This is a genomic window from Kribbella sp. NPDC051137, assembly GCF_040682535.1.
Classification (GTDB): Bacteria; Actinomycetota; Actinomycetes; order Propionibacteriales; family Kribbellaceae; genus Kribbella; species Kribbella karoonensis.
Genome location: NZ_JBFBBI010000002.1, coordinates 640,180 through 666,765 on the forward strand (window position 1 = coordinate 640,180; position 26,586 = coordinate 666,765).

Here is a 26,586-nt window from a genome sequence, read left to right on the forward strand (position 1 = left end):
TTAGGACTTGACTGCTCCCGAGATTCCCTCGACGAAGTAGCGCTGCAGGACGATGAAGAGCACCACCACCGGGACGATCGAGATCACGCCGGCCGCGGCCATTCCGGACCAGTCGGTGGCGGTCTCGCCGACGAAGGCCTGCATGCCGACGCTGACGGTTCGCAGGTCGGGCCTGCTGAACGTGAAGACCAGCGGCAGGAAGAACGCGTTCCAGGTGGTGATGAAGGTGAGTACGGCGACGCTCGCGGTGACCGGCATCGCCAGCGGCAGCATCACCGAGAAGAACGTCCGGACGAAGCCGGCGCCGTCGACGATCGCGGCCTCCTCCAGCTCCCGCGGGATCTGCCGGAAGTACCCGTAGTAGATGAGGATCGCGGACACGTACGCGCCGCCGCTGAGGGCGAGGATCATGCCGCCGAGCGAATCGATCAGGTGCAGCTGCATCGAGAGCTTGACCACCGGGATGATCGTGTAGCCGGTCGGCACGAACAGCGTCGCGACCAGTACGCCGAGGAACAGCTTGGACCCGCGGAACCGATAGCGGGCCAGCACGTACCCGGCCGTCGCGCAGCGGATCGTCACGACCACGACCGTGATCACGGTGACCACCACGGTGTTGATCAGGTACCGGCCGAAGTGCGCGTCGTTCCACGCCCGCGCGTAGTTGGCCCAGACGAACTTGTCCGGCCACAGCTTGAGCCCGCCGGTGAACATCTCCAGGTTGTCCTTGAGCGACGCCGACAACATCCAGAGGAACGGGAAGATCCAGAGCACCGCGATTCCCACCAGGAAGAGCGCGGCGATCCACCAGGGCAACCGTCGCATGCTCATCGTCGTGTCCCTTTCGCCCGGCGGCTCGCGTAGACGGCCCACAGTTGTACGGCGCCGACGACCGCGACCAGCAGTCCGAAGATCACCGCGGCCGCGGACGCCTGCCCGAGTTGCGGGATCGACGCGCCGAAGGCCCACCGGTAGATGTAGATCTCGATGATCTCGGTGTGGAAGTACGGCCCGCCGCCGGTCAGCGTGTACATCAGATCGAAGTTGTGGAACGTCTCCTCGACCGTCAGCACGGTGATGATGACCAGGAACGGCTTGAGCATCGGCAGCGTGATGTACCGGAACAGCTGCCAGGTGCCGGCGCCGTCGATCCGGGCCGCCTCGTACAGGTCGTGCGGGATGGTCTGCAGCGCCGCGAGCCAGTAGATCATCGTGACGCCGAAGAACTTCCAGATGTACAGCACGGCCGCGGTCGGCAGCGCGAGGTGCTGGTCGCCGAGGAAGTCGACGCCGGTGACACCGAACTTGGTCAGGATCGAGTTGACCGGCCCGGTGCCCGGATCCAGCACGAAGCGCATCACCACTCCGATGATCGCCGTCGTGGTCACCACCGGGATGAAGAACGCGGAGCGCAGTACGCCGATCAGCGGCAGCTTGGGGGAGTTCAGGATGATTGCCACCAGCAACGTCAGCAGCACCCGCGCGGGCACCACCAGTAGCATGAAGATCAGTGTGACCTTGAACGAGTTCCAGAACAGTGGATCGGTGAACACCGCCCGGTAGTTGCTCAGACCGACGAACTTCTGGCCGCTGTCGAAACCGTTCCATTCGACCAGCGAGTACCAGTAGCTCGCGACGATCGGGTAGAGCGTGTAGAGGCCGTACAGCACCACGGTCGGCAGCAGGAAGACCCAGATCCAGGTGGTCCGCTGCAGGGATCTGCTCCTCATGACCGGCTACCTGATCTGGCTGATCGCGAACGTGCGCGGATCGTTGCCGAGCCGGTTGCCGCTGTCCAGCGCGCTGATCGCGGCCATCTCGGCGTCGGTCAGCACGAATCCGTCGAGATCGAAGTTCGTGCGGATCCGGTGCGGATCGGTCGACTTCGGGATGACGAGGTGGCCGAGCTGCAGGTGCCATCGCAGTACCACCTGGGCGGGCGTGACCTGGTGAGCGGCCGCGATCTTCGTGACATGCCGCAGGTCGTGACCTTGGCCGAGCGGGGAGTAGGCCTCGATGGCGATCGATCGCTCGCGGCAGAGGTCGGTCAGTTCACGCTGCTGGTAGGTGGGGTGCAGCTCGATCTGGTTGACGGCGGGACGAACTCCTTCGCCAACCGGTCCAGGTGCTCCGGCAGGAAGTTGGAGACACCAATGGCCCGGGTCCGTTCATCGGTGTAGATCCGCTGCAGAGCACGCCAGCTGTCGACATAGAGATCCGCCGTCGGGTTCGGCCAGTGCAGGAGATACAGATCGGCGTAGTCAAGACCTAGGCGTTGCAGCGATTCGTCGTAGGCTCGCAGTGCCGACTCGTACCCGTGCTCGCCGTTGCGCAGCTTGGTCGTGACGAACAGCTCCTCGCGGGGTACGCCGCTCGCCCGCACCGCGGCGCCGACGCCCGCTTCGTTGTTGTATGCCGCCGCCGTGTCGATGTGCCGGTAGCCGACCTCGATCGCCTGTTCGACTGCCCGCTGTGTCTCGTCCGGCGGTACCTGGAAGACGCCGAAGCCGCGCTGCGGGATCCGTACACCGTTGTTCAGCGTGATCATGGCGATCAGCTGCCCGGTTCGAGGACGAGTAACGAGGCCGACGGCAACGGAAGGGTGAGCTCGAGAGTGAGGGTTCCGTCGACCGTGAGGTTGCTCTCGGCATCGATCTCCTCGAGTCCTTGGCGGGCGTGGATCGCGGCCAGCTCGTCCGCTGTCGGGTCCTGCGGCGAGCCGAGCCCTTGCCAGACGCTGAACGAGTTGCTGTGGTCGGCGTCGATGCGCAGGTGCCGCAGGCGGTAGTCGCCGGCAGGCATGTTCCTCAGCAGGAGTTTGACCGGCGTCGGGGTATCGCTGGTTTGGTACTGGTCGTCGATATGCCGCCAGACCAGTACTGCGATGCTTCCGTCGTCGGCGCGGGAGGCGAGGGCGTCGACCTCCTCGGGCATGCTGCTGCCGTCGGTGTTCTCCAGTTCGGCCACCTGCCAGGCCGCGTCCGATGTGGTGCGGAGGCGGTTCGGGCCGAGCAGCGACAGCATGCGGTAGGCGTTGAGCAGCGGCTTCTCGACGCCACCCGCGGTCAGGAAGGAGCGGGTGCCTTCGAAGTACCGCTCGGCCTCGAAGTAGAAGCTCCAGCTCGTCGCGTAGGCGACCTGTGCGGTCTCGGTGGCGTTCAGGTCGAGGATCTTCTTCATCAGCTTCGCCTGGAACACCGGGTAATACTCGGTGTTCTGGAAGCTGTAGTTCCGGTTGTCGTACCGCCCGAAGTGCGCCGGTACGGCGGCGTCGCACTCGTCGACGATCACCGGCAGCCCGGCGTACGCGTCGTACGAACCGATCAGCCGGTTGAACTCGCGCAGGTCGTACAGCATCTTCGTCGAGGACGGGCTGAGCTCTTCGTCCGCGGGCTCCGCGAACGGCTTGTAGTCGCGCGTGGGGAAGTGGCAGCCCTTGGTGTGGTACGAGATGAAGTCGAGCGGCTCGTTCCGGCGGGACGTGTAGTCGAGGAAGCCCTTGAGGAAGTTCAGGCCGCCGCTGGTGACGGCCGGGCCGCCGACCTTGGCCTCGGGGAGTACGGCGCGGATCGCTTCCACGGTCGCGGTGTAGAGCTCGTTGTACTGGTCGAGCGTGCCGCGCCAGTAGTCGATGTCCGGCTCGTTCCACAGCTCCCAGAGCCAGGTCTTCACCTCGTCGGCGCCGTACCGCTCGACGCAGTGCTGGACTGTCGCACTGATCAGGCCGGCCCACTTGGCGTAGTCGCTCGGGGGATAGCCCCACGCGCCGGCCTCGTAGTTGGTGTACGCCGTGGGGCTGGGTACGACTGTCAGCTCGGCCGCCTCGGGCGGGAGCAGGTCACGCGGGGTGAAGCCGAGCTCCACGAGGAGGTGGTGCCCGTTGCGGACGATCGCGTCGTACGCCTGGTCCAGCAGCGTGAAGTCGTAGTACGGGTTGCCGTCGGCGTCTTCGTGGTAGACGTCGCCGGAGCTCCAGTGCGGGATGCCGAAACCGCTGCCGGAGCAGTACATGTAGTGCGGGCGCACGAAGTACCCGCCGCCGGAGAACTCGGCGAAGGTCTTCAGCAGCCGCTTGCCGGTGGGCATGTAGGTCCAGTTGAACTCGTCGTACCCGAAGCTCTCCCAGACGCGCGTGAGCGGACCTTGGACGTGCGCGGCGTCCACGTCGATCGTCGCCGCGGTGACGTGCGGGGCGTCGGGGACTCGGGGCGCGGCCGCCGGGAACGGGCCGAGTGCTGTGCGTCCGGTGTGAACTGCTGTCTCGGTGGTCATCGTCGCCATGACCTCTCTGCCGTCCTGCTGGGTGGAGGCTCCGAGTCTGCTCTGGCCCTCGTATACTGTCAATGGGTAATTGTTTACAATCTACAGAGCGCCCTGACGGGGGTTAGAGTGCATCGCACAACTTGCTCGAGGAGGTGGTCGGTGTGATCCCCGACGACGTCGTGTACCCGCTGCCGTCGCAGCGCGCGCTCGGTGATCTGGTGACCGACGTGCTCCGGGAAATGGTCACCGGCGGCAGGTTCGCGCCCGGTCAGCACCTGAAGGAGGCCGAGCTGGCCGAGGCGCTCAAGGTCAGCCGCGGCCCGATCCGGCAGGCGCTCGTCCGGCTCGAGGAGGAGGGACACGTCGAGCTGCGCCGGCATCGCGGCGCGTTCGTCAGCACGCTGACCAAGTCCGACGTCGAGGAGGTGCACACCCTCCGCGGCGCTATCGAGCGGCTGGCCGCGAGCCGCGCCTGCACCCGGATGGAGGGCGCCGGCTTCGACGAGATGGACGCGGTCCTCGAGCAGATGAAGAGCGTCGACACCAGAATCGACCCGGAGGACGCCGTCCGGCTCGACCTTCAGTTCCACGACATCATCTACGCGTACTGCGATCACACCCGGGTGCAGCGCGTCTGGGAGTCCATCCGCGGCCAGGTCACGGTCTTCCTCCGCGCCCGCAACGCCAGCTTCCCCGACTTCCTCGACGTCGGCTACAGCGAACACAAGGAACTCCGCGATGCCCTGGCTCTCGCCGATCCGCAGGCCGCCCAGGACGCCATCGACAAACACATCCTCGGCGCCTACGAGCGCCTCAAGCGCCTCAACCTCCCCGACCGGTAGCTAGGTCTCGCTGTAGGCAGGTAGGTCGAGGAGGCGGTCGACCGTGGTGAAGCTGTAGCCCTGCGCGCGCAGCCTCGGAACGAGTAGCTTCACGGCCTCGACAGTGGCGGCTCTGTCCGCCGACTTCCCGTCCCAGCAGTCGTGGAAGATGATGATCGAGCCGGGGCGGGTACCGCGGAGCGCCTGATCGGCGATCCGGTGCGGGCTGGGCTGGGCCACCTCCAGGAGGTGGCAGAACTCGCCGGACACCACGTGGAGATCGTGCTCGCGGAGAAGGCCTTGTAGCGCGGGAATGCGGAGCAACCACGGCGGTCGGTACAGCGTTGGCCGGATCCCCAGCTCGCCGAAAGCGGCGAGGCCATTTTGCAGCTCCTCGGCGAGCGTACGGCGCCTCAGGTACTGCGTGAACTCGTGAGTGTGACCGTGCAGCCCGACGACATGACCCGCCGCCACCAGCCGCTTCGTGACCCCCGGGTGACGCTGAACGGCCTTGCCCACTTGGAAGAACGTCGCCCGGATATCCTCTTGGTCGAGGTAGTCGGCGAGCTCGGAGGTGTACGGCTCGTTCGGCCCGTCGTCGAACGTCAGCGCGACGACTCGTTCGTCACCCGGCCCGCGGTAGGGGAACCGCCCGAGCGCCTGTGAGTACGGCGACATCATGAACCAGTACACCGCCCCGACCGCCGCCGCACCCGCGCCCGTCCATCGCGCCTTCATCGCTTCGCCAGCCAGGTGTTCTCGACCAGACCCGCTGCCATGATCGCGCCCGCCACGATGACGGCCAGCCAGGCCAAGCCGATCGCCCGCGCTCTGATGCGCTGCCGCCGTCGGGACTTGACGGCTGTGCTCCGGAATGCCGGTGCCGTACCGATCACCGGCCGTCCGGCGGCGCGATTCAGCATGACCGCGAGCGCGTAGTAGAACAGGAACGAAACCGCCACGTTGTAGGCCAACCCGCGCGTCAGCCGGCGCGCGGAGGTGAAGGTCGGGTTGCGCCGGTCGAAGGCCACCCGCCCACGAGTCCGCAGCTGCCGCAACAACCCGAGTTCGTCGGCGCCCTGGGTCCCGGTCAGGTCGTACCCGGACCATGCCTCCTTACGGAACGCGATGTTGGTCGCCGTCACGTACATGACCCGCCCGGTAGCCCGGTGCACGAAATGCACCAGGTCGAACAGAATCCCGGCGTACACCCGTCCCCACCAGGGTCCACCGACGTACTGACAAGGGCCGGCGACCGCTACCCGTCCCGGATCCTCCCGGAAGGTCCGATCGATCCGCGACAACCAGCCCGGGTCGAACACCGTGTCGGCGTCGCTCGAGACCACGATCTCACCGCGTGCCGCCGCACTGCCCCGATGCCGCGCGGCGCAGACACCAGGCGTGTCCTCGCTCACCACAACCGCACCGTACCCGCGCGCGATCTCGGCGGTCCGGTCGGTGCAGTTGTTGTCGACGACAACGACTTCGACCCCGCCGGCGAAGTCCTGGCCTTCGAGCGACCGCAAACAGTCTCCGATGAACCGCTCCTCGTTGAACGCGGGAATCACGACAGTGAACCTGGGCGCGCCCGGCTCTTCACTCATCATGGCGACAACGCTAAAGACCGCACCCGGTCCGAACGATGGTGCTAGCCCCCGTATCCGGCGGTGGGTTAGCCCCACTTCAGCGGACGTTGTCGATCAGCCAGCGGGACAGCGGTCGCAGTTGCGTGAAGGCTTCGAGGATCCGGTCTGCCGCGGCCGCCGTGTGGATCCAGTCCTCAGCGCCGAGCGGGCGGGTCGCGATCAGCGACTTGTGCCGCAGAAGCTCCGCTCGTGGATGGTCCGCCGGATACCCGCGCAGCGGCCGCTTCAGCCGATCGCCCGAAATCGCGTACCCGTCCCGCTCGAGCTTCCGCAGTACGCCGGTCAGCCGCCGCCCGGACGCGGACTCCGCCACCGCCGCCCGATACCGCTCGATCTGCTCCGACGGCCCGTACCACCACGCGAGCCCTACCTCCAGCCCGTCCAGATCGAACCGCACCGTCAACTCGACGTTCCGCGACAGCCGCACGTTGGCACTCTGACACTGCCACGCCCGCAGCGACACCCCGCCGTACCGCCACACCGCGAAGTCCTCGTACGCCGAATCCGCGTCGGCCATCGCATTCAGCAGCCCGATCATCGGCTGCCGAACCAGCTCCTCCCGCTCCAGCCGACATTCCCGCCGAACCTCCAGCGACGGCACACCCTCCAACCGCAACAACACATCGAACGCCGCCCGCGGCCACCCCTCAAAACCCGCGTTCACCATCAACCAACCACGGCGTCGAGCCGCGCTGCGGCCTTGCTGACGAGCTGCGCGAAAACAGCATCGGTGAGCGTCTCGCCCCAGCCTTCGATGTTGATGACGGTCCCGCCTCGTGCGGCATAGCCGAAGTATTGAGGTGCGATTGGGTCAGCGGCAGCCGGCGCCGCGGTATTGACGCGGAGGGCGATTGCTTCTGCCGAACCGTGGAGAGGCAGCCGCGAGACGGCCAATTCGTACTTCACCTGGTCCGGGCCCACCAGCGTGTACGTCGAGCATTTCGCCAGCCGATCAGTCAGCTCAGGAACGAGCGTGCGTACCTGTGTCGGCCACGACCACACAAACTCGGTGACGGACTGCAGCGGGTCCCTCGTGAAGTACTGCCCGCGGACCGCAGTGGCCGGGCCACCCAGGATGTCTGTCGGATGACGGAACACCAGGCACTCGGGTGGGTCGTACTGGCCTCGATACCCGGGAGTCGGAGTCGGATCAACGGCTACGCCGCCGTCCCACCCCTTCGGCAGGTCGGCGACCAACAGTGCTGCCTTCTTCGCCTGTGCGACCGTGAGCGGGGCCGTCGTCGGCGTTGGTGTCGCCGTGGGCGGCGGCGTCACCTGGGCGGTGCACGCGGTGAGGGTGAGTACTGCGAGGAGGGCGACCTGGAGCTTCACCTAGTACTCGCCGTAGATCTGGACCTTGGTGCCTATCGGCGTGTCCTCGAAGATCTGGTGGATCTCCGGGCGGAGGACACGGACGCAACGGTGGCTGTCCGGGTACGGCTTGACGAGGGAGTTGACCCGCGAACCATGCAGTGCGATCCCTGGGCGATCCTTCAGGAAGTACAGCGAGTCGTACATGTACGCGTCCTCGTACAGGCTGCTCTCATGCGCCCCGGCCCACTTGCGCCAGACATGGCCGATGCGGTTCGGCGTCTCGTACCCGGGGCCGCCGGTCGAGATCCACACGATCCGCTTGTAGGTCTTCCCCACGATTTGGTACAGGATCTGGCAGGTCTTGTTGACGTAGATCCCGGGCTCGCGGGTCGGGGTCGGGCGGCTGGTCGCGTTCAGGACGGAGTACGCGTCGTCGAGCGTCAGGCCGCGGCGGCTGACCGGCATCCCGTGGGTCTCGCGCCACGCGCACAACGCCTGCTTGGCGCGGGCGGTGATGTCGCCGTCGATGTCCCCGACCGGGTACCCGAGCTTGTCGAGCTGCCGTTCGACCCGGAGCGCGTAGTACTCCGGCTTCTGCTTCACCTTGGGCTTGGGCTTCACCGTGGGCTTGACGGTCGGCTTCGCAGTCGGCGTGACCGTCGGCGTACTGCTGGTGCTTTTGGACGTCTGGGTCGGCGAGGGCGTCGTCTCGCTCGCGGCGACGTCCGAGCAGCCGGCCAGGGCGAACGACAGGACGACGGCAGCGGCGACCAGACCACGGCGACGAGACACGGATTCCCCTCTCCTCAGCACTTTTCAGCGTCGCAGAACCACGCCCGGTCAGCGTGCAGCGACCCGCCGAGACTAATCCGCGAACGGTGCCATCACCGTGGGCTAAGCGGTTCCTGTCACCGAACCGTTGCCGAGCACGGGCTCCGGATCGTCCCGCAACCGGCTGTACAGGTATCCGTCGCGGAGCTTCCCGGCCCGGAACTCGCACCCGCGGATCACGCCTTCGAGCCGGAAACCCGCCTTCTCCAAGGATTTCTGCTCGGCGATGTTCTCCGGATGCGTCGCGGCCTGGATCCGTTGCACCGACGTGTGCTCGAAGAGGTACGACGTGAGGATTGCCTGCGCCCGCCACCCGATCCCACGCCCGCGGTACTCCGGCAGCAGCGCGATCCCGATCTCCCAGTACGACGTACGCCCGTCGAACGACCCCGAATGCCAGCTGACGAACCCCGCTGTCTCGAGGCCCGCTGTCGCGGAGCCCGCTGTCGCGGAGCCCGCTGTCTTGGAGGCCGCTGTCTTGGATCCCGCGAGGACGACCAGCCGCCCGTCGTCCTTGCCCAGGAACCCGTCCTCCGCGAACCGGCGTACCGGTGCCTGCGGGTCCCGGTACCCGTTCCAGTCCAGCCCGATCAGCCCCGGCTCGACCGCGAACCGCTGGAACAGGGGCAGATCGTCCTCCACGACAGGCCTCAACGTGACATCCATGCCTGCCAGACTAGGCCCGTGAAGTGGCTCGACGAGTACTCGCCCACAGCAATCGCTGACCTCGTACGGCAGGTGGTTCCGCAGCTGAGCGACCTCCCGATCGTCACTCGCGAACTCGTGAACAAGGACGAGCCCATGTGGTGGTCCTCCAGCGCCGTCCTCGGCGGGCGCTACGTCGCCAAGTTCGCCTGGTCCCGCCCCGCGGCGCTCCGCCTGGCGCACGAGGTCGCCGTACTCGACGCCCTGTCCCGCCAACCGGCAGTCCCGTACCTCCCGAAGGTCGTTGCGAGCAGCACCGATCCACTCCTGCTGGTGACCGAACTCGTTCCCGGTACGTCGTTGTTCGAGATCGTCGACGCGATCGACCGGGACGAGGCCGGCCGTCAACTCGCGCACTTCCTGGTTGAGCTGCACCGGGCAGGGGACCGGCTGGGTGAGGTCCAACCGGCAGCGCTCCAGCCGGCCACCACCGACACGTTGCGCGCCCGGATCGGGAAGTGGATCCTCCCCGAGCAGCTGCCGACAGTACTCCGATGGTGCGACTGGGCGGACGAGGTACTGGCCACGCCGCGCCCGCACGTCCTGGTCCACGCCGATCTGCACGGCGGTAACCAGGTCTGGCACGGCGGCGAGCTCCGCGCGATCGTCGACTTCGAGACGGCGGGCACCGCCGAGCCCGAGTACGACCTCCGCGCGTTCCCCGGAACGGGCCCCGGCGTCGAGCTGGTCACCGCGACGATGCACCACTACCGCGAACTCACCGGCAACCCCCTGGACACCGCCCGGATGATGGCCTGGCACCTACGAACAGCCCTCAGCGACATCCTCTGGCGCACCGAAGCCGGCACCCCGCTAGCAGACCACCGCACCCCACCATCCTGGATCAACGACCTCACCACCCGCTTCAACGCCCTGGGCCTGTAACCCGCAGGTCCCCGACCCCGCAGGTCTACGAGCGCAGGTCCACGAGCCCGCAGGATCCTGAGCCCGCGGGACGACCCGGAAGAGCGAGTTCTCTAGAGCCCGAGGTCCCGCAGGAACTCCGGCTTGTACGCCTGCAACACGACGTACCGCGGATCCGGAACCTCCATCCCCGCATTCTTCGCCGCATCCCCGGCCGCATCATGCGCCCCGACCGGCACACTCGGGTCCGTCCACTCCTGCTCAGCGGCGTTCCAGTGCGTGATGGTGGACGTGGCTTCCAGCCGCTCGGCCGCCACCAGCTCCTGAGCGGTCCGCTCCGCCTCCTGCGCGTCCTCGAGCGAATGCGTGTACATCAGCATCCGGTCCCCGTCCCGGGTAACCGTCACCTGACTCCCAAGCCGCTTCTGAGCGTCATCATCCAGATCCAGCGCCCGCAACCGATCCCAGAACGTGAGCCTGTGCCCCTCGTCCCCCAACACAACCTCAACCCGAAACTCCTCGTCCGCCATGATTCACACCCTACCGACCGCAACCTCCGCCCCGGCGCGCAGACCCGCAGGCCCCCACGCCTGCGGCTGCCCGGCGGGCTCGCCCGTGCCACAGCACTTCTTGTACTTCCGCTCGGAACCACACCAGCACGGTTGGTTGCGTCCCGGCGGCCATTGGATCTCAGCGACCTCGTTCGGATTCGACTCGTCTGCCGCAGAACGACGACCCGACGTGGCCTGGCTCTCGATGACTCGGTCCAGGAGGTTCCGAAAGGTCACCGGCTCGATGATCACGGTCTCGTCGTACTCACGGAGTACGTCCTCGGCCTCTCGGTAGTACGCGTCGACGCTGCCCGGAGCGATGCGGGTGGGCCAGGTCTCGCGGGCCGCGGCGAACTCGGCTCGACTCCAAACCCGCGCCCGGCCGTCGGCGATATCGGGCAGGCGTAAGGCGTCGAGCAGGTCGAAGTAGCTGTCGGCAGCCTCGACATCGCCGACCTCACCTACCCTGTCCACTTGGTCGAGCTCGAGCCCCATCACCGACCTGACCCGGCGCCGGCCGCTTGCCATCAGCTTCACCCACCGCGATCGGCTGATCTCCCCGTGCGCCATGTGTCGGCGCGCGCCAGATCGTTTCCGCGCGGCCGGCCTGGTTGTTCCGCGGGCGCTGCCGGCCGTCGTTCGCCGGTTCTCCGGATCGATCGGGATCGCTGTCGGGTTCTGATTTGCGGAGCTCATCCGCCAGTTCGGCTTCCATGCGAGGGAAAGTATTCGGATCGACCCAGCCGCGAACCGGCCACTTTGAGCCTGTGGATATCCCGTGCCAACATGCGGGGCCGCAGAATCGGTCTGGTTCGATCGACTACAGTTCTTAGTCATGGAGCTGAGGCACTTGGAGCACTTCGTGGCGGTGGCCGAGCAGAAGCACTTCACGCGGGCTGCTGAGGCGATGTCGATCTCGCAGTCGGGGCTGTCCGCCTCGATCCGGGCGCTGGAGCGGGAGTTGCGGGCCTCCCTGTTCGTGCGGAACACCCGCAGCGTCGAGCTCACAGAGGCCGGACGCGCGCTGCTCTGCGAGGGGCGTCGCGCACTCGCCGCGGCCGAGGCGGCGAAGGATGCGGTCGCCGCGGTGCAGGGGCTGATGCGCGGTCACCTCACGGTCGGACTGGAGCAATGCCTCGGCGTGGTCGACGTACCGGCGTTGCTCGCCAAGTTCCGGTCGGCGTACCCGGGGGTCGAGATCGAGGTGCGTCAGGCGGGCTCCACCCCGATGCTCGACGAACTCGCCTCCGGGCGCCTCGACGTCGCGTTCGTCGCGACCGCCGGCGACCCGGTCGACGGGCTCGATCTGCGGCCGCTGTCCCGCGAGTCCATGGTCCTGGTCTGCGCCCCCGACCACCGCCTCGCGAAGGCGTCCGGCGTGACACTCGACGACCTGGCGGGGGAGTCGTTCGTCGACTTCGACCCGACCTGGGGCGCGCGTTCGATCTCCGACCGCGCGTTCGCGACCGCTGGCGTCGCCCACCCGGTGACGATCGAGGTGAACGACGTACACACCCTGCTAGCCCTCGTCGCCCACGACCTAGGCGTCGCCCTGGTCCCCGAACGCATCGCCGCCAAACACGGCGACCACGTCACCGTACGACTGGCCCCCGGCACCGCCTCCGACTGGCAGGTCTCAGTAGCCGTCCCCACCGGCCCCGCCGCCTCCCTGGCCGCCGACGCCCTGATCGGCATGCTCCCCACCACGGCTGTTCACAGCTGAAGCGACCGCATCGACCGCACGCCCCAGTCGGGCGATACTTGGAGCCGTGACAACACAGCTCACCGAGCTAGTCCGCCCCGGCGCGTGACCTCGTCCAGCAATCGGCTGGGCGCGCGGCGGGGGACTGGGGAGGTGCAACGATGGCTACCATCGCGAGCGGTCGCGCCGCGGCCTGGCTCGATCGCCGGTGCGGCGTGGTGAATCGCGTCTCGGTCTCGCACTCGGCGCGTGGTTTCGCGCTTGTTGTGGAGGCGGTCCCGACCTGGAGGTGGGTGGTCGGCGCAGGTACGGAGTCGACGCTCAGCGCGCTGGGCCACCCGTGCTGCGGCCGGGGACTGGGACGTGTTCCGTTCGTGGGCACGGCCGCCTACAGGCTTCTCAGCGTGGCGGTCCGGACCGGAGTCGGTCCGGACGTCTTCTCTCGGCCGATCTCCGTCGACGAGGCGCTCGCTGTGTGCCCGACGCTCGACGTAGACCGGTTCTGCGACGCAGACGAATGACCTGAGCTGACCAGCGGCCGTCGTACACAAATTCACTGTGTACGACGGCCGGCCGCACTACCAGGCGTAGTCCTCCGGGGCGGTCTTGTAGCCCGGGAAGATCTCGTCGAGCCGGGTCAAGGACTTCTCGTCGAGCTTGATGTCGACCGCGCGTACGGCGGACTCCAGCTGCTCCATCGTCCGCGGACCGACGATCGGACCGGTCACAGCCGGCTGGTGCAGCAGCCACGCCAGCGCCAGCTCACCCGGCTCGTGCCCGAGCTCGTCCGCGAACGCCTCGTACTGCTCGATCTGCGGTCGCAGCTTCTCCAGGGTCTCCTTCGAGCGCCCCTCGAGCCGCCGTACCCCTTCGTTCTCCTTGCGGATCACGCCACCCAGCAGACCACCGTGCAGCGGCGACCACGGGATCACGCCCAGCCCGTACGCCTGCGCCGCCGGCAGCAGTTCACGCTCCACGTCACGCTGGATCAGGTTGTACAGCGACTGCTCGCTGACCAGCCCGTTGAAGTTCCGCTTCGCAGCCGCCTCCTGCGCCTGCGCGATGTGCCATCCCGCGAAGTTGCTGGACCCGGCGTACAGCACCTTCCCTTGCTGTACGGCGACCTCCATCGCCTGCCAGATCTCCTCCCACGGAGTGTTCCGGTCGACGTGGTGGAACTGGTACAGGTCCACGTAGTCCGTCTGCAACCGCTTCAACGACGCGTCGAGCGCCCGCCGGATGTTCAGCGCGGACAGCCGGCTCGTGTTCGGCCAGTCCTGCCCCATGTCGCCGTACACCTTGGTCGCGAGCACCGTCTTCTCGCGGTTCTTCGCATCCTTCGCGAACCACTCCCCGATGATCTCCTCGGTCCGCCCCGGGTAGATCTGCCGCCCGTACCCGTTTGCCGTGTCGAAGAAGTTGATCCCCACCTCATGCGCCCGCTCCATGATCGCGTGCGCATCCCCCACCTCGGTGAGAGGCCCGAAGTTCATAGTCCCCAGAACGATCCGACTAACCGAAAGCCCCGTCCGCCCAAGCTGAGTAAATTCCATACCCCCACCCTCCCGCCCCGACGGCAGCACTTCAAATAGAAGAATCAGGACAAAGCCATCACCCGAGCTTCTGAGTCAAGCTGCGCCGAGCCGCCTCAGTCGTTAGGCCTCCTCAAGCGCTGAGAACGCCCCGCGAGCGTCGAGGACCGCATCATCCCCGTCGAGATCGCCACTTGGGCAAGAGGTTGTCGACCTGGCCCACGCCTTCCCGGATGAACTCCGTTCATGGCATCGCGATCGCCAACCTTCCCTCTCGGCACCAACCACCAGGCGACGACTATGAGTTCAGTGCTGATCCCGCCCGGTAGCCGATCCTCTGAGGCATAGCACGCTTACCGATTGTCGGCGGGACAGGTAGTGGCTGGCCCTGCCGGCGGGCGTCCCACGTCAGCGCGCGCGTCAACGCTAAGCTCTGGTCTGTTCGATCCCCTGGCAGAGCGGAACAAGCCGGTATGAGATACGCCGAGTCGGCCCAGTTCGCGACTCCGCATCTGGACTGTACTGGTGCTTCTCGGCGTCCGTGTCCGGGTGGGTCATCGGATTTGACCAGGCACGCAGCCCATCTCTACACTCGAACAAATGTTCGAACTACGGGGGAGGTTATCTCGTGAGTTCATTGCGAGTAGTGGAGATCTGTGCCGGAGCCGGAGGCCAAGCTCTCGGGCTCGAACTTGCCGGGTTCGAGCATGCACTGGCTGTAGAGCTCGACCCAATGGCGGCTGCGACACTCAGGCTGAACCGGCCGGACTGGGATGTGCGCGTCGGCGACGTCGCCGACGCGTCGACCTGGAACCCTGCCGAGTTCCGCGGTGTGGACCTTCTCGCTGGCGGCGTTCCGTGTCCTCCGTTCTCCATTGCTGGCAAGCAGCTTGGTGCCAACGACGAGCGTGACCTCTTCGCTTGGGCGGTCGAGCTGGCTGGCATCATTCGTCCGCGTGCTGTCATGCTGGAAAACGTTCGGGGTCTGTCGGCGCCGCGGTTCTCGGCCTATCGGCAACATGTACTGGATCGCTTGAAGGAGCTGGGGTACGTCGCTGACTGGCGGTTGCTGCAAGCGTCCGACTACGGAGTCGTGCAGTTGCGCCCCCGGTTCGTGCTGGTTGCTCTGAGTGAAAGCGACGCCCCATATTTCACCTGGCCAGAGGCTGCGCCGGTCCAGCGAACTGTGGGTGAAGAACTCATCGACTTGATGGCAGCCAACGGGTGGAAGCACGCGAAGCACTGGGCGAGCCGTGCAAACAAGATCGCCCCGACGATCGTCGGCGGATCTAAGAAGCACGGCGGAGCCGATCTTGGTCCGACCCGCGCGAAGCGCGCCTGGGCCGAGCTGGGTGTCGACGGCCTCGGTGTCGCCGACGCAGCACCACCAGCTGGCACGCCAAAGGGGCACAACCCGAAGCTCACCGTCGAGATGGTCGCGCGACTGCAGGGATGGGACGAGACAACGTGGCAGTTCGCAGGGCGTAAAACGTCCAGGTACCGCCAGGTCGGTAACGCGTTCCCGCCCCCGGTCGCAAGGGCGATTGGTCGTCAAATCATCGCTGCGCTGAACCACGAAGGCGAGCCGCGAGCGCGGGCCGCAGCCGTCGCGCATGATGAGGTTTATCGCGTGTTACGTCGTTCGACGACCCCACTCACGATTGCAGAGATTCACGAGCAGATCGATGGTTCGCTGGCACCTGAGGAGATTGAACTTCGGCTCAAGCACCTCATGCGCGACTTCAACATGCAGCCAGAAACTTCAGTGTCGGGCGAGAGGACGTTCAAGCTTGGCGACTTCCGAGCGTTTATAGGTCAGGATGATCACATCCGTCATGAGTACCTAGCTCAAATGCGCTCAAAGGTCAGCTAAGAGCAGCGTCGAGAACCCCTCTGACCATCTCGACCGCATCTTCGAGTGGTTCGTGCTCCCAGATGCGAATGACCTCCCACCCGTCCCTCCGCAACGCCGCGTCCGCGAGCCGGTCTCTCTCAACGTTCCGTTGTAGCTTCGGTGACCAGTAACCGGAATTCACCGTCGGCTTGCGGCCGTGCGCAGGGCAGCAATGCCAGAAGCATCCATCGACGAATACAACGACCTTGCGAGCGGTGAACACGATGTCAGGTCGCACACGACGGCTTGACGTATAGATGCTGAGATCCTTACGGAAGCGGTAGCCGCTGCGATGCAACTCGGACCTGAGCGCCACCTCCGGCTTGGTGTCCGTTCGCCTGATCGCCCGCATGTTTCGGGAGCGGCCGGGAGCCGTCGGGGTATCGCCGTAGAGAGGGGGATCGCGTGGGTCGGCCCGCTTCACTGATGACTCGCTACTCTTAGCTGTCATCGTCGCTTCCAGTCAATATCGGCGTGCCAATGCCCTTCTTTGGTTTCCTCACATCGGGCAGTCGTGGGGCCGGCTCCGACGGATTCTCGCCATTCTTGATCCGTCGCCACCAACGCCCATCGAGTTCCACTGCCCAAGCCTCGTTTTCCTGTGCGGGTGTGACACGTACGCTGAGTACCTCGCCGGGTTCTGGCACTGCGACACCTAACTGCCGCGCGACCCTGCGGTGAGCCTCGTAGTCACCTCCGGGAATCAGATAGCCCTCCCGGCGAAGAATGGTCCGGGCTCCGTTGCCGTTGTCACGAAGCCTAGCCATGTAGTCATCCTGCTGCGCCAGCGTGGCGATAGTGTTCCGCCCGATTCGTCGCTCCGTCACCTGGCGCAGCATCTCGGTAACTCGGCCCTGCCCAGACTTTGGTGCCAGGATCCTTGCGAGGGTGTCTTTGTCCAAGCCAAGAAGGACGTTGGGTGGCAAGTCAGCCTCGAACTGCAGCCACGCGATCTGTCGCCTACCATTCTGACTCAGTTGGGTCTTGCCATCGCGATTGACGCTCTCACGTCTATTGGCCTCCGTCGCCCGAACGACACCCAGACTCCACGTTCCGCGCGCGTCGTCTGCCCATGCGACCAGAAGAAGGTGCCCGAAGCACTCAGGCGGGATCATCCAGCCACCGAAGCTCTGAGAGAACTTGCAGTCGACGTCGAATCCGCGGACCGAGTAGTCGAGAGCATGGCCATCGGCGGGGTCGTCGATCACGTCATCGAACTCGCGGCGGAGGTTGATCTCGAGCAGAGTGCCGAAGTGTGTCTTCTCTGTTTTGAAGAGCTGATCCCATCGGAAACGTCCTGTGTGCTGGCCGTCATACAGCTGGTCGTAGGTTGCGCGAATCACTGCCGCGGCTCGTCTGCCGTCCGGGTCCGAGTCCCGGAAAGCCTCACACACGAGGTCACGTCCAGTGTCGGTCTCAGATGGTGTCGAGGGCACGCTAGGGAACAACACGTCGTTCACAGGAGTCGACGATAGCTTGCTGCACGCCCAGCTCACCATTGCGCCGGGAAGCTCGACATCGAGCTCCCTGGGCCTGGGCTGTGCGCGATCGTCGGCGGACGAACGGCCAAGGTGTGACCGGGACTTGCGTTGACGGTGGTCACAGAGCGATGACCGCGACTGCATAATCCGCCGCCATTCGATATTCTGCTCCCACGACTACCGGTATGGGTGTGAGAATGCACGATGCGAATGAGACTGATGGAGCGGCGCCGCTCTTGCGCCAGTTTGCTGCATGGATCGATCGTGGCGCGACTTCGAACGAGGAGGTCAGGCGGTCCTATTATGCCGACGCGATAATCGTTCCTGATGCCAACGTCCTTCTAAGCCTCTATCAATATACTCCGGCTACGCGCGGCGACCTCCTTGCTGCGCTCGGGTCCATCTCGGCGAGACTGTGGCTGCCGCACCAGGTCGGTTTGGAGTTCGTGCGGGGCCGAGCAGGGGTGATCAAGCGGCGAAACGAAGAACTTTCAAAAGCGCCTGGCGAGATCAGCCGGTCCTTCGATGCCGCTTGGAAGCAAATAGATGCGGCTGTGAATCGGGTGCAGTCGTTGATTGTCAGATATTCCGATCCGAATGGCTTCAATGAAACCGAGAGCCTGGTCACTCGTCAGCAGTTCGAGGATGCGAGCGCCCCGTGGAAGACTGTGCTGATAGAGCAGGCAAAGAAGGTTAGAGATGAGCACGACATCGACCCGAACACGCTCGCGGGAGACGCCGACGAGTTACTGAGAACGATAGCCGACCTCATTTCTGACAGAATCGGCGACCCGGTCGATGAGGCAACCCTGCGCCGGCGTGTTGAGCGTGCCATCAATTTCCGTTATCCGAACGAGATTCCACCCGGATTTTCAGATCTCGGCAAAGGGAGCGAACTTCTCGCGGCTGGAGATTTCCTGATATGGGAAGAGATCGTCGAACACGGTCAGGCGCTGCCGCGGGGGTCGAGGGTTATATTTGTGTCCGGGGACACGAAGGAAGATTGGTACCAGCCTGCCGGTCTTGGCCAGAAAAAGCGGCCATGGCCGTATCTCCTTGATGAATTTCGGCTGCGCACTGGTGGAGATATATTGATAGTTGAGACCTCGCAGTTCTATGCCGATATCAAACATTATCTTGGTACCGATATTGCTGCGAGCTCTATTGAGGAAGCCAATCGGGCAGTAGTGTCGGCAGACGAGGGCATCTTCCTGCCGACCGGGGTGCTAGCTGACCTGGATCCGCCGGATGCCCTGCTTGCCTCCGCGTATTTGTCCGTGCCACAGGCAGGTAAAGCGGCCATCGCAGCCGTGCGGCGCGGCACTGATCGGTACTTCCAGTGGTGGCTAATCGGGGTAACCAAAGATCTGGGTCTCCGGGAATGCAGCGACGATGAGCCGCGATTCGATCTCCAGGCCTTCCTTAGACCGGGCGCGGTCGGCCTGTCGCAAGACTGGATTCCGGCCGGAAGTGTGCTCAGGATGGGAGAGTTTCCGTATCTTACAATGTTTATTGCCCCTTGGTTCTTGTCGGTCCTCGAACTCTGCTCAAATGCAGATCGAAAGATATTTCTAAGTCTTGCGCATCAACATGGCCGCATGACAGGATTTGATTCGAACGAACCGCCTGCGCCGTAATGATCCGCGCTGATGTAGCGCGGGGTTTCAGTGCCGAATTTTGAGTTCTCGATGGAGGATAGATATTCGTGGCAGGGAAGGATCCCGAGCGTGAGTGGGAACATCTCCGTCCAGATGCTCTGCTCGCTATCAGAGGGCTTGCGGACTCATTGGAGGCCGGAGATCTTCCGGCGCAAGAGCTTCTGGACTTGTATGTCTATAGCAAGCGTGTGGTGGCGGAGGTCATGGGGGCTCGCTTCGACATGGAGTTCCCTGGGATGAGTCCAGAATTCCATAGATTGCGTGAAGAGCTTAGTGAGGCCATGGTGTCTCGCTACGGCGATTCGGTGCCGGCTGCGTATCTGGCGGTTCCCTATGGCTCGAAGGTTCACGAAAAGTTGTTTCATATCTTGCTCCAGCGATTCAATACCGAGGTTCCTGCTGAGTTGCTTCGGGTCCCGACTCGCGACTCTGTACATACGGAGCGGCGTGTGCGTGAACTTCGCGAATTGGGGCTGGATATTGATACGAAAAAGCTGTCAGGTATTGACACTTACAAACTCTGTTCATTGAGCCTGGATTTCTCCGTTATTCCGAAAATCATCTTCAATACCGCGCGAGATAAGAAGCATCCGTTGATGCCAAGGGTTAAGCTGGAGGAGATCCTGCAGTCTGGTTAGAGCCTTTCGCGGTGTGTTGCCGTGCGGCTAAGCCGCGTCGGGGTGATCGGCTAGTGCCGATGCGGAATGTTGTAATGCTGAGGGCACGATCAGTGGTGCAAACTTCGAATTCAGCCTGGATAGTGACGCGCTAGCTCGGCTGCTAGGAGCAGCCTGATGTGCAGCGGTGGCTCGTGTCTTGCCGAGGTCGTAGCTGAACGCCTCGGCCAGGTCGCGGAATGGATACGTGACGATCGCGTTACTTGCGGGGGTCGATCCCAGCGGCGGACCGTCTAACCTCGGCATGCTCCGGTTCTGCTCATTCAGGCCAGCTCCACGTCAGCGTGTTCCATCGAGCGAAGCCGGTCGCTGATATGCCTTCGAAATCGCTCACGCTCCAGAGTCGGCCGTGCTCCGGTGCCGACTCTGCGAGGCCGATGAGACGAAGCTGCCGAGGCCGCCAATGCGGTGCTACGACATCGAGATCGAGATAGCGCTGGACGCCCAGCAGCCCGGTGCCCCGCACTCGCCCCGCTACAACATGACCGCAAACCCAGTCGGGCTGGTAGGACTGGAGGAAAGGACCACAGGCGAGGCGGAACGGACAACTGGGGCACGTCTCCGGTCCCGGCGTGGCCTCGAGCGCTCGGCGACCGGCGGCCGCTTCATTCAGCAGCGCACGCGCGGATGCCGTCCGCCGCAGAACATCGTCGATCTCCTCGCTCCGGATGCCAAAACCGTGCGCACCCCCGTCGGCGCATCGGATTTCGGCACGCGCGGGCAGCTCGCCGAGCGACGAGTGGACTAAGGCCGCGTAGATCAGCAGTTGGTCCCTCCGATCGTCAGTCATGTCGCCCTGCCCTGTCTTGAAATCCACCACGGTGAGTGCACCACCGGAGCGTTCGACAAGGTCCGGCCTACCCCCGAGGCCGATAACGTGGTCCTCAAGCCAACGCTCACGCCAGGGAAGCCCGGGGGTCCGGTCGGCTTGCTCAGTGGCAGGGGATCGCACCAGTTGTCCGGGTGCGGCTCTGCGTGCCGGCGCGGTAACGATCGCGTTACCCGCTCTGTCGTGGACGACACGTCTGGCCACCTGGTGCTTTGTGAGCGCCCACCTGGGCCAGTTCCGCGGAGTTGGCGGCGAGGCGGGTGCCCATTCCCGCTCTAAATGCTTGTACGTTCGTGAGCTCTCCTCGGCCCACGCATCTTCGAACTCGTTCTGTGAGACGAACCGTCGCTCGAGAACTGCGTGTGCAACGATTCCCACGGCAGCACGAAGACCCATCTTGTGTAGGCCGCTGGTCACTGGATCCAGCTGAAAGCCCGCACGCAGCTGACATTGTTTCCAGGTCGCCAGAAGGCTGGGAGTGACGTGGTCCACCACTGGCGGCTGTGGCGGACGCCACGTCAGTTCAGGTAGCGCCATACCGACAGCGGATTGATGCGGAAGGAACGGACGTCCGCCCACTCCACGGTGCGGAAGGACTCCTGTGCCGCTACGTGCGCGAGTGCCTGCTGGTCGGTGAGCCAGTCAGTGTCGAGACGCCACAGCGGGTGTGCGAGGAGGACGCACCTGTCTCCGCGGCTAACAAGCGGGACTTCGGACAGGGCTCCAGTGGCGGCGCCGTGCAGGGCACTCGCCGCCGTCTCGAACTCGGTTGGATTGGACGATAGCGACCTCGTGACAGTCAGCGGCCTGCCGGTGACGAGCTCCAGCATGTCGAGTGCCAGCCGCCAGTCCAAGTGTGAGTGGCGCCGCGAGTTGTCATACGCTCGGAGGCAATCCGGGCAGGAAAGATCGCAGACCAGCCGGTGCTGTGGACTTTCCCACCGCTCTCTCACATCGGCGTAGATCCGGTGAAGCATCTCCTCGAACGTCGACGGATCACCGAGTTCCGTGGCATATCCCGCACCGTTCTCGGCTGTATCGGCGAGGTATACGGCTGCGGCTACCTGCGCCTTGGCGTTCGGCTCGTCGGCTGCCAGCAACGGAACGCGAATCGGGTTGATGCCTGACGCAAGCTCGATCGCGTCGATGTCGAGGCGGACTTGGGCGCCGCGCCGGACGATCTCGACGAATGACGTGTACGCGGCTTTGCCGGAAGGCTGGTCGTACAGTCCGACGGCCGCAGTTGGGATGTCGAGTCTCCGTGGCGTGATCAGGAGGGCGTCGGTCACCCGGATCTCGCCGATGACGGTCAGCTCAGGCATTCCCGGGCTGCCAGGCTCGGCAATCACCGTCCCATCCTGTGCGGGCGTGAACCGGAAGCCGCGGCCGAAGTTATCGTTCACGGTGACAAGCCGGCTTTGTTCGTAGAGGTGGAGGTCCACCTTGGGCAACTGCTTCTCCCGCGTGGGCTGGGACTTCACCGTGAGGATCGGACTGGAACCGCGGAGCGCGGTATCTCCGTCGCCCGTGTAGGGCCTCGCTTTGTAGTCAGTGCGGAATCCGCGTGGCTCGTGCAAGGTGAGCATTTCGAGGGTCTCGAAGCATGCTGGGCATGTGGTGCCAACTGGCTCAAGTTCGCCGCGGCCGCACTTCGGGCACCGCCCGAAGCGATGACCTGTGCCGAGTGGGTCGACGGCCTTGGCGATAGTGCCCTCCACGCGGTACGCGGCGAAACCTTCCACGGTGTGCACGAGCCCGTCCTTCACCACCTCCGCCCCCGGCGAGAAGATGGATATAGCTTGATCGAGCGACCGGTCGGACACGACCCTCGTCTGCAACCACTCCCGGCTAGTGATCCTCGAATTCCACAGGTTCCGGACGCGGGTGGGAAACCCGAACATCGGCAGGATGCCGTGTCGGGCGAGAGCCGCGCTGAGCTCGAAGTCGGTGGAGCCCGCCTCCGCTCGCACCACCGAATCGATGCTGGTGACTAAATCGTTGGTGACGTAACGGACAATGGCCGACCGCGCTTCCTCCGAGAGCTGTGTGAAGGCGGTCAGTCGGCCCACGACATCCCACACCCGCTTCTCGTCACGCAGCTGGGCGGCGACCTCGTTTCGACGCTTCTGCCACTCGGTCGTCTGGCCGAACGTGCCGTGGTTGCTGTCCGAAGTCCAGATGGGAGGGTCTGCGAGTGCGGCGAATGCACGGCGGAGACACTCGGCGGCGACTACCCGTTGGATGATCCGCGGCCGCTCAAGATCCAGGAACGGTTGCGGTGGGATGTCGCCTGTCATGCGGTCGGCGCGCTGAAAGTAGTACTCGTCATGCGAACGAGACCGGCACACTGTTACTGCGTAGCTGAAGCTGCTGCCGGAACGGCCGGCCCGTCCGACGCGCTGCTGATAGTTGAACCGCTGAGGCGGCATGTTCGCCATCATTGTCGCCCGCAAGGAACCGATGTCGACGCCAACCTCCATCGTCGTCGTGACTGACAGGGCATCAAGCTCGTCGGCAAGCGCGCTCTCGTTCAGGGAGAAAGCGCCCTTGAACCAGCGCTGGCGATCACGCTGGGCGGACAGCGGCTTGGTTTGCCCGGTGAGCTCGGCAATCGACAGACGGCGAGGTTCGCGATGCGCCAGCCATGCGTAGTAGTCACCGGAGTCCTCCTCGCGGACGGGCTCCGGGTGGAGCCCGGTCGAGAAGCACTGCCGATTGCTACAGACGCCGAGACTGGCTTGGAGGTGGACGTAGTTGCAGTTGCCGCACCGCCAGTACTCGTCGCCTCGCGGGAGCAGCACGAGCGTCGAGTCAATGGCGGAAGAGCGCAGCAGCCAGCCACTGACCGCTCTGCTGCCGGCGTCGGTGGCGAGAAGGGCCTGCAACTGCGTGGTTATGGCGTCGGCCGAAAGCCCACGTTGTTCTGCGACTTTGGTGACGTACCTCGCAATAGGTGCAGGCATAACGGCCGTCGTCTGGACACCTCCCCTGCGGCTACCTTCGTACCGGCTGAGCGTCCCGAGGATGCGTACCACCGAACCCACGAGCTGGGTCTGCTCGGCCTGGTCCAGGGGGCCTGCCACCGGCGGCAGCCCATCGATGGCCATCCGTGCGATCTGGACGGACTCCAAGTCACGACGGGCACGGTCGAACACCGCCTCCATCACGGCCTCACGCAGATCCTCCATGAGCTTTTGCTGACCCTGGGTCAGCGGCGGCTCGGGCCATGCGCCGCTGACGGGTGAGGCAAAGGCTCGATACCAGGGAGTCCTGCCATCGAGCTGATCCTCGAGGTACCGATTCCAGGGGTTGGGGCCTCCAGGGTTCGCACCGAGCCGGACCAAAGCGTCGCGGATGCGGCCGTAGAGCTGAGGCAGGGCGACCGAATTCTCGCTGCCGAGCATGGTGAGCGCTTCGCTTAGTGCCTGCTGTTGTTCGGGGGTAAGCGACATCCCAAGGTCTTGGCTCATCAGCGCCACCTTGGCCAGGCCAAGCCCTCTGGCGGTCGCCTCTGCTGTGTCCAGATCCCTGAGCCGAGGCGTGGGATCCGGCTCAGCCTGGACCTCTTGGCGCAACACCTGCCGAACCAGGTCCCGATAGTGGTTTCGCGCGACTCCGGCGGCGGTGCGCGCGGCGTCATCTCGGCCGTCGGTGAAGACGATCGTCTTCGCATCGGCGATCGATGCCCGCCCAGCTCGCCCTTCGGCCAGCGAGCGCACAAGCTGCGACAGGTAGAGCTGCGTTGCCGCAGCCGGACCTGTGGTGTGCGCACGCACCGGCGAGTTGACCTGCCCGCTAGTGAACGAGCCCGCCTTTGGCTGGACGGCAGCGTAGCCACAGCTCGGGCACCGCGTCGGCAGCGCCGGCACTCGGTCGCCAGTCTTCTGTCCCGAGAAGCTCAGCGCCACTCCCGTAGGCGCGCTGTGCGGCGGCATCGACAGCATGCCGAGCGCCGGATTCCAGGACGCCGCCGAAAATGCCAGCTTGACACCGCCGTGGGACCATTCCTTGCCCAGGTCAACGAGACCTGGGCGGTACCACACGAACTCCGTCGACGAGCGCAGGAAGACCTGCTTGCCGCTCTGGCTCTCCTCGACCGGCCCGGGGGCAAGGGCGACCTGCGATCCTTCCTGCTGGAGGACGAAGCCACCGAGGCTGATGTCACCGCACTCGTAGCAGTAGAGGAGCTCGAGCACCCTGCTGCCGCAAGTGGAGCAGTTATGCGCAGGGGCGGTGAACAGCCGGCCGATACCGCTTGGCGAATCACCGCCGGAACGGCACCTCGGGTTACTGCAGGCCCAAACACCGCGGGGCATCCGTACGAAGGCATGCGCGCGCAAAGGAATCAGCGGGTCCTCGTCCGGCTCCGCGAGCGCCAGCTGGGAGAAGACGCTGTCAAGGAGCTCCAGCTGGTCAGACTCGTGCGGGAACAGCCGGTCGGCGAGGCTGGTGACCGATGTCGCCCGCAGCCGCTCCTCCTCAGGGTCCTGGCAGGCGAGCGCTACCGCACGCGACAGATCGGCGGCAGACCTGCGGGCAGCCTCCACATCGTCTCGCGTCACCGGGGGCGGGGCCTCCAGTTGCAGTGGGCGTCCCGGGCAGATCGTGAAGCTTCTCCGGTCGATGCCGAAAAACTGCTCCAGGTAGTCCATGCTGCGGGATGACTCGTTCAGCGATGCAGACGTGCCGATGATCCTGAGCTTCGGCGAGTCAGGTGCGATGCCCAGGCGGCGCAAGAGCGAGCGGATGATCATTGCGACCTCGCTGCCCTGAGTACCGCGATAGAGGTGAAGCTCGTCGACCACGAGTGTGAAGACGCTCGCACGCTTCGCCAGCCACGCCGCCGTCTTCTCGAATATTGGATCCTCGAACTGCCGCATCATGATCGAGTTCAGCATCGAGTAGTTCGTGACCATGATGTCCGGTGGATCCGCAATCATGTCCCAGCGCGTCAGCATCTCACCGGAGCGCGGGTCCTGGAACTGGTCGAGGTCGAGCTCTTGGTGCCAGGGGGAGCCCTGTTCACGCTGGCCGCGCGCATTGGCGTTCGCCTTCCGCAAACCGGCAACGTCTTGTTCCAGCGACCTCAGTTCCGCCGCTACTTCGCTCGCCGCCCGCTTCCCCCGGGGGCGTCGGCCGGAGCCCGTTGTGCTGCCCGTGTAACGGCCGAACCAGATGGGCGTGCGCGGCGCCGACTCCCGCAAGGCCCGCACAGCACGGCGGAGTCGGGTCATCTGGTCCTCGACCAGTGCGTTGGTGGGATAGAGGATCAGGGTGCGAATGGCGGAGTCGCGCGTCTCGCCGTGGCGCATCGGCTGCCATTGGGATGACGCGGAGGACCACCACCAGTCCGCCCCAGGCTGGGCAGACCACTCGCGTGCCTCCTGCATGACCCTCAGGAGAACTGGGAGCAAGAAGGCCTCCGTCTTGCCGGAGCCGGTGCCCGACGTGACGATGACGTTGCGTCCCTCGCTCAGCTCAGGCCGGAAGCTGTGCTCGATCGAGTCAGCCTGGTGCTCCCGCAATCGCAGCTCCGACTTAGCTGCACCGGGGAAGAGGGCCTCACCCACGAGCTCGGCAACGTCGGCGTTGATTCCAGCCCGGTGGGCCACCTCCGTGAGCAGATGCGTGTTGGCGTACGGCATCACCGGCTCGATCATGAGATCACCGACCAGCGCACCGCGCGCCTCGAGCAGCGTCCTGCGTTCTTCCATCACAGCGTTGTCGTCGAGCCAGAAGGCGGTATCGAAGTACTTGAGGAAGACGTCCCGCAGGTCGCGAGCGAGCTTCGTCGGGTTCGTGGGCGCCACGTCGGTCC

The 26,586-nt window shown here is 65.1% G+C and carries 23 protein-coding genes and 1 pseudogene; 7 read left to right on the forward strand and 17 right to left on the reverse strand.

Annotated elements, in window-relative coordinates:
- The 4 genes and pseudogenes from AB0M51_RS10520 to AB0M51_RS10535 form a co-directional block, all read right to left on the reverse strand.
- Positions 1 to 831 carry a carbohydrate ABC transporter permease gene (locus tag AB0M51_RS10520; RefSeq protein WP_344188028.1) on the reverse strand — a complete coding sequence of 277 codons (831 nt, stop codon included), beginning with the start codon at positions 829 to 831 and terminating at the stop codon, positions 1 to 3.
- Positions 828 to 1,730, reverse strand: a complete 903-nt coding sequence (locus AB0M51_RS10525) for a sugar ABC transporter permease (RefSeq protein ID WP_344188027.1) — start codon at positions 1,728 to 1,730, stop codon at positions 828 to 830. Before AB0M51_RS10525 ends, AB0M51_RS10520 begins: the two co-directional genes overlap by 4 nt.
- 6 nt (positions 1,731 to 1,736) lie before the next feature.
- Positions 1,737 to 2,548, reverse strand: a pseudogene (locus tag AB0M51_RS10530) (aldo/keto reductase).
- 5 nt (positions 2,549 to 2,553) lie between these two features.
- Positions 2,554 to 4,281: a glycoside hydrolase gene (locus AB0M51_RS10535; RefSeq protein WP_363748858.1), complete on the reverse strand. Its 1,728-nt coding sequence runs from the start codon at positions 4,279 to 4,281 to the stop codon at positions 2,554 to 2,556.
- Between the two features lie 143 nt (positions 4,282 to 4,424).
- Between AB0M51_RS10535 and AB0M51_RS10540 the strand changes: the two genes are divergently transcribed.
- Positions 4,425 to 5,105, forward strand: a complete 681-nt coding sequence (locus AB0M51_RS10540; RefSeq protein WP_344188024.1) for a GntR family transcriptional regulator — start codon at positions 4,425 to 4,427, stop codon at positions 5,103 to 5,105.
- On the opposite strand, the gene AB0M51_RS10545 is transcribed toward AB0M51_RS10540, so the two are convergent.
- From AB0M51_RS10545 to AB0M51_RS10570, 6 genes are all read right to left on the reverse strand, one after another.
- Complete coding sequence (locus tag AB0M51_RS10545; protein ID WP_363748860.1) at positions 5,106 to 5,822, reverse strand: polysaccharide deacetylase family protein; 717 nt, start codon at positions 5,820 to 5,822, stop codon at positions 5,106 to 5,108.
- Positions 5,819 to 6,691: a glycosyltransferase family A protein gene (locus AB0M51_RS10550; RefSeq protein WP_344188022.1), complete on the reverse strand. Its 873-nt coding sequence runs from the start codon at positions 6,689 to 6,691 to the stop codon at positions 5,819 to 5,821. The genes AB0M51_RS10545 and AB0M51_RS10550 overlap by 4 nt, the downstream gene beginning before the upstream one ends.
- Positions 6,692 to 6,767: 76 nt before the next feature.
- Positions 6,768 to 7,397 carry a DUF2461 family protein gene (locus AB0M51_RS10555; RefSeq protein ID WP_344188021.1) on the reverse strand — a complete coding sequence of 210 codons (630 nt, stop codon included), beginning with the start codon at positions 7,395 to 7,397 and terminating at the stop codon, positions 6,768 to 6,770.
- Positions 7,397 to 8,062 (reverse strand): hypothetical protein, encoded by a 666-nt coding sequence (locus AB0M51_RS10560; RefSeq protein WP_344188020.1) that lies wholly within the window; start codon positions 8,060 to 8,062, stop codon positions 7,397 to 7,399. The genes AB0M51_RS10555 and AB0M51_RS10560 overlap by 1 nt, the downstream gene beginning before the upstream one ends.
- Complete coding sequence (locus AB0M51_RS10565) at positions 8,063 to 8,836, reverse strand: L,D-transpeptidase (RefSeq protein WP_344188019.1); 774 nt, start codon at positions 8,834 to 8,836, stop codon at positions 8,063 to 8,065.
- 102 nt (positions 8,837 to 8,938) lie between these two features.
- Positions 8,939 to 9,541: a GNAT family protein gene (locus AB0M51_RS10570; protein WP_344188018.1), complete on the reverse strand. Its 603-nt coding sequence runs from the start codon at positions 9,539 to 9,541 to the stop codon at positions 8,939 to 8,941.
- Between the two features lie 18 nt (positions 9,542 to 9,559).
- Between AB0M51_RS10570 and AB0M51_RS10575 the strand changes: the two genes are divergently transcribed.
- Complete coding sequence (locus tag AB0M51_RS10575) at positions 9,560 to 10,465, forward strand: aminoglycoside phosphotransferase family protein (RefSeq protein WP_363748864.1); 906 nt, start codon at positions 9,560 to 9,562, stop codon at positions 10,463 to 10,465.
- A gap of 92 nt (positions 10,466 to 10,557) precedes the next feature.
- Here the strand turns inward: AB0M51_RS10575 and AB0M51_RS10580 are convergent, their stop codons facing one another.
- Positions 10,558 to 10,851 carry a hypothetical protein gene (locus tag AB0M51_RS10580; RefSeq protein WP_363748866.1) on the reverse strand — a complete coding sequence of 98 codons (294 nt, stop codon included), beginning with the start codon at positions 10,849 to 10,851 and terminating at the stop codon, positions 10,558 to 10,560.
- A gap of 126 nt (positions 10,852 to 10,977) precedes the next feature.
- Positions 10,978 to 11,523, reverse strand: coding sequence for an SEC-C domain-containing protein (locus AB0M51_RS10585; protein ID WP_363748870.1), 546 nt, complete (start codon positions 11,521 to 11,523; stop codon positions 10,978 to 10,980).
- Between the two features lie 307 nt (positions 11,524 to 11,830).
- Between AB0M51_RS10585 and AB0M51_RS10590 the strand changes: the two genes are divergently transcribed.
- Together AB0M51_RS10590 and AB0M51_RS10595 are read left to right on the forward strand one after the other, a co-directional pair.
- The gene (locus AB0M51_RS10590) at positions 11,831 to 12,718 is read left to right on the forward strand and encodes a LysR family transcriptional regulator (RefSeq protein ID WP_344188014.1); all 888 of its coding nucleotides are present in this window, start codon (positions 11,831 to 11,833) and stop codon (positions 12,716 to 12,718) included.
- Between the two features lie 140 nt (positions 12,719 to 12,858).
- Positions 12,859 to 13,218, forward strand: a complete 360-nt coding sequence (locus AB0M51_RS10595) for a hypothetical protein (protein WP_344188013.1) — start codon at positions 12,859 to 12,861, stop codon at positions 13,216 to 13,218.
- 57 nt (positions 13,219 to 13,275) lie between these two features.
- On the opposite strand, the gene AB0M51_RS10600 is transcribed toward AB0M51_RS10595, so the two are convergent.
- Positions 13,276 to 14,250 (reverse strand): aldo/keto reductase, encoded by a 975-nt coding sequence (locus tag AB0M51_RS10600; protein ID WP_344188012.1) that lies wholly within the window; start codon positions 14,248 to 14,250, stop codon positions 13,276 to 13,278.
- 607 nt (positions 14,251 to 14,857) lie between these two features.
- On the opposite strand from AB0M51_RS10600, the gene dcm reads away from it, so the two are divergent.
- Complete coding sequence (dcm, locus tag AB0M51_RS10605) at positions 14,858 to 16,102, forward strand: DNA (cytosine-5-)-methyltransferase (RefSeq protein WP_363748873.1); 1,245 nt, start codon at positions 14,858 to 14,860, stop codon at positions 16,100 to 16,102.
- On the opposite strand, the gene AB0M51_RS10610 is transcribed toward dcm, so the two are convergent.
- Complete coding sequence (locus AB0M51_RS10610; protein ID WP_363748875.1) at positions 16,095 to 16,574, reverse strand: very short patch repair endonuclease; 480 nt, start codon at positions 16,572 to 16,574, stop codon at positions 16,095 to 16,097. The genes dcm and AB0M51_RS10610 overlap by 8 nt on opposite strands.
- The gene (locus AB0M51_RS10615; protein WP_363748877.1) at positions 16,564 to 17,583 is read right to left on the reverse strand and encodes a NaeI family type II restriction endonuclease; all 1,020 of its coding nucleotides are present in this window, start codon (positions 17,581 to 17,583) and stop codon (positions 16,564 to 16,566) included. The genes AB0M51_RS10610 and AB0M51_RS10615 overlap by 11 nt, the downstream gene beginning before the upstream one ends.
- A 218-nt stretch (positions 17,584 to 17,801) precedes the next feature.
- On the opposite strand from AB0M51_RS10615, the gene AB0M51_RS10620 reads away from it, so the two are divergent.
- Both AB0M51_RS10620 and AB0M51_RS10625 read left to right on the forward strand, forming a co-directional pair.
- On the forward strand, positions 17,802 to 19,241 hold the full coding sequence (locus tag AB0M51_RS10620; protein ID WP_363748879.1) for a PIN-like domain-containing protein: 1,440 nt from the start codon (positions 17,802 to 17,804) through the stop codon (positions 19,239 to 19,241).
- Positions 19,242 to 19,309: 68 nt separating this feature from the next.
- On the forward strand, positions 19,310 to 19,900 hold the full coding sequence (locus AB0M51_RS10625; protein WP_363748881.1) for a hypothetical protein: 591 nt from the start codon (positions 19,310 to 19,312) through the stop codon (positions 19,898 to 19,900).
- Positions 19,901 to 20,198: 298 nt separating this feature from the next.
- Here the strand turns inward: AB0M51_RS10625 and AB0M51_RS10630 are convergent, their stop codons facing one another.
- Positions 20,199 to 21,305 (reverse strand): PD-(D/E)XK nuclease family protein, encoded by a 1,107-nt coding sequence (locus AB0M51_RS10630; protein ID WP_363748883.1) that lies wholly within the window; start codon positions 21,303 to 21,305, stop codon positions 20,199 to 20,201.
- Positions 21,287 to 26,578 carry a DEAD/DEAH box helicase gene (locus tag AB0M51_RS10635; RefSeq protein WP_363748886.1) on the reverse strand — a complete coding sequence of 1,764 codons (5,292 nt, stop codon included), beginning with the start codon at positions 26,576 to 26,578 and terminating at the stop codon, positions 21,287 to 21,289. The genes AB0M51_RS10630 and AB0M51_RS10635 overlap by 19 nt, the downstream gene beginning before the upstream one ends.
- Positions 26,579 to 26,586: the final 8 nt, after the last annotated feature.

Excerpts from the sequence above, each read along its gene's own strand:
- AB0M51_RS10550 (WP_344188022.1), bottom strand. The coding sequence starts at position 6,691 with ATGATGAGTGAAGAGCCGGGCGCGCCCAGGTTCACTGTCGTGATTCCC.
- AB0M51_RS10600 (WP_344188012.1), bottom strand. The coding sequence starts at position 14,250 with ATGGAATTTACTCAGCTTGGGCGGACGGGGCTTTCGGTTAGTCGGATC.
- AB0M51_RS10520 (WP_344188028.1), bottom strand. The coding sequence starts at position 831 with ATGAGCATGCGACGGTTGCCCTGGTGGATCGCCGCGCTCTTCCTGGTG.
- AB0M51_RS10555 (WP_344188021.1), bottom strand. The coding sequence starts at position 7,397 with ATGGTGAACGCGGGTTTTGAGGGGTGGCCGCGGGCGGCGTTCGATGTG.
- AB0M51_RS10620 (WP_363748879.1), top strand. The coding sequence starts at position 17,802 with ATGCACGATGCGAATGAGACTGATGGAGCGGCGCCGCTCTTGCGCCAG.
- AB0M51_RS10535 (WP_363748858.1), bottom strand. The coding sequence starts at position 4,281 with ATGGCGACGATGACCACCGAGACAGCAGTTCACACCGGACGCACAGCA.
- AB0M51_RS10545 (WP_363748860.1), bottom strand. The coding sequence starts at position 5,822 with ATGAAGGCGCGATGGACGGGCGCGGGTGCGGCGGCGGTCGGGGCGGTG.
- AB0M51_RS10570 (WP_344188018.1), bottom strand. The coding sequence starts at position 9,541 with ATGGATGTCACGTTGAGGCCTGTCGTGGAGGACGATCTGCCCCTGTTC.
- AB0M51_RS10585 (WP_363748870.1), bottom strand. The coding sequence starts at position 11,523 with ATGGCAAGCGGCCGGCGCCGGGTCAGGTCGGTGATGGGGCTCGAGCTC.
- AB0M51_RS10610 (WP_363748875.1), bottom strand. The coding sequence starts at position 16,574 with ATGACAGCTAAGAGTAGCGAGTCATCAGTGAAGCGGGCCGACCCACGC.
- AB0M51_RS10590 (WP_344188014.1), top strand. The coding sequence starts at position 11,831 with ATGGAGCTGAGGCACTTGGAGCACTTCGTGGCGGTGGCCGAGCAGAAG.
- AB0M51_RS10595 (WP_344188013.1), top strand. The coding sequence starts at position 12,859 with ATGGCTACCATCGCGAGCGGTCGCGCCGCGGCCTGGCTCGATCGCCGG.
- AB0M51_RS10525 (WP_344188027.1), bottom strand. The coding sequence starts at position 1,730 with ATGAGGAGCAGATCCCTGCAGCGGACCACCTGGATCTGGGTCTTCCTG.
- AB0M51_RS10630 (WP_363748883.1), bottom strand. The coding sequence starts at position 21,305 with ATGGCGCTACCTGAACTGACGTGGCGTCCGCCACAGCCGCCAGTGGTG.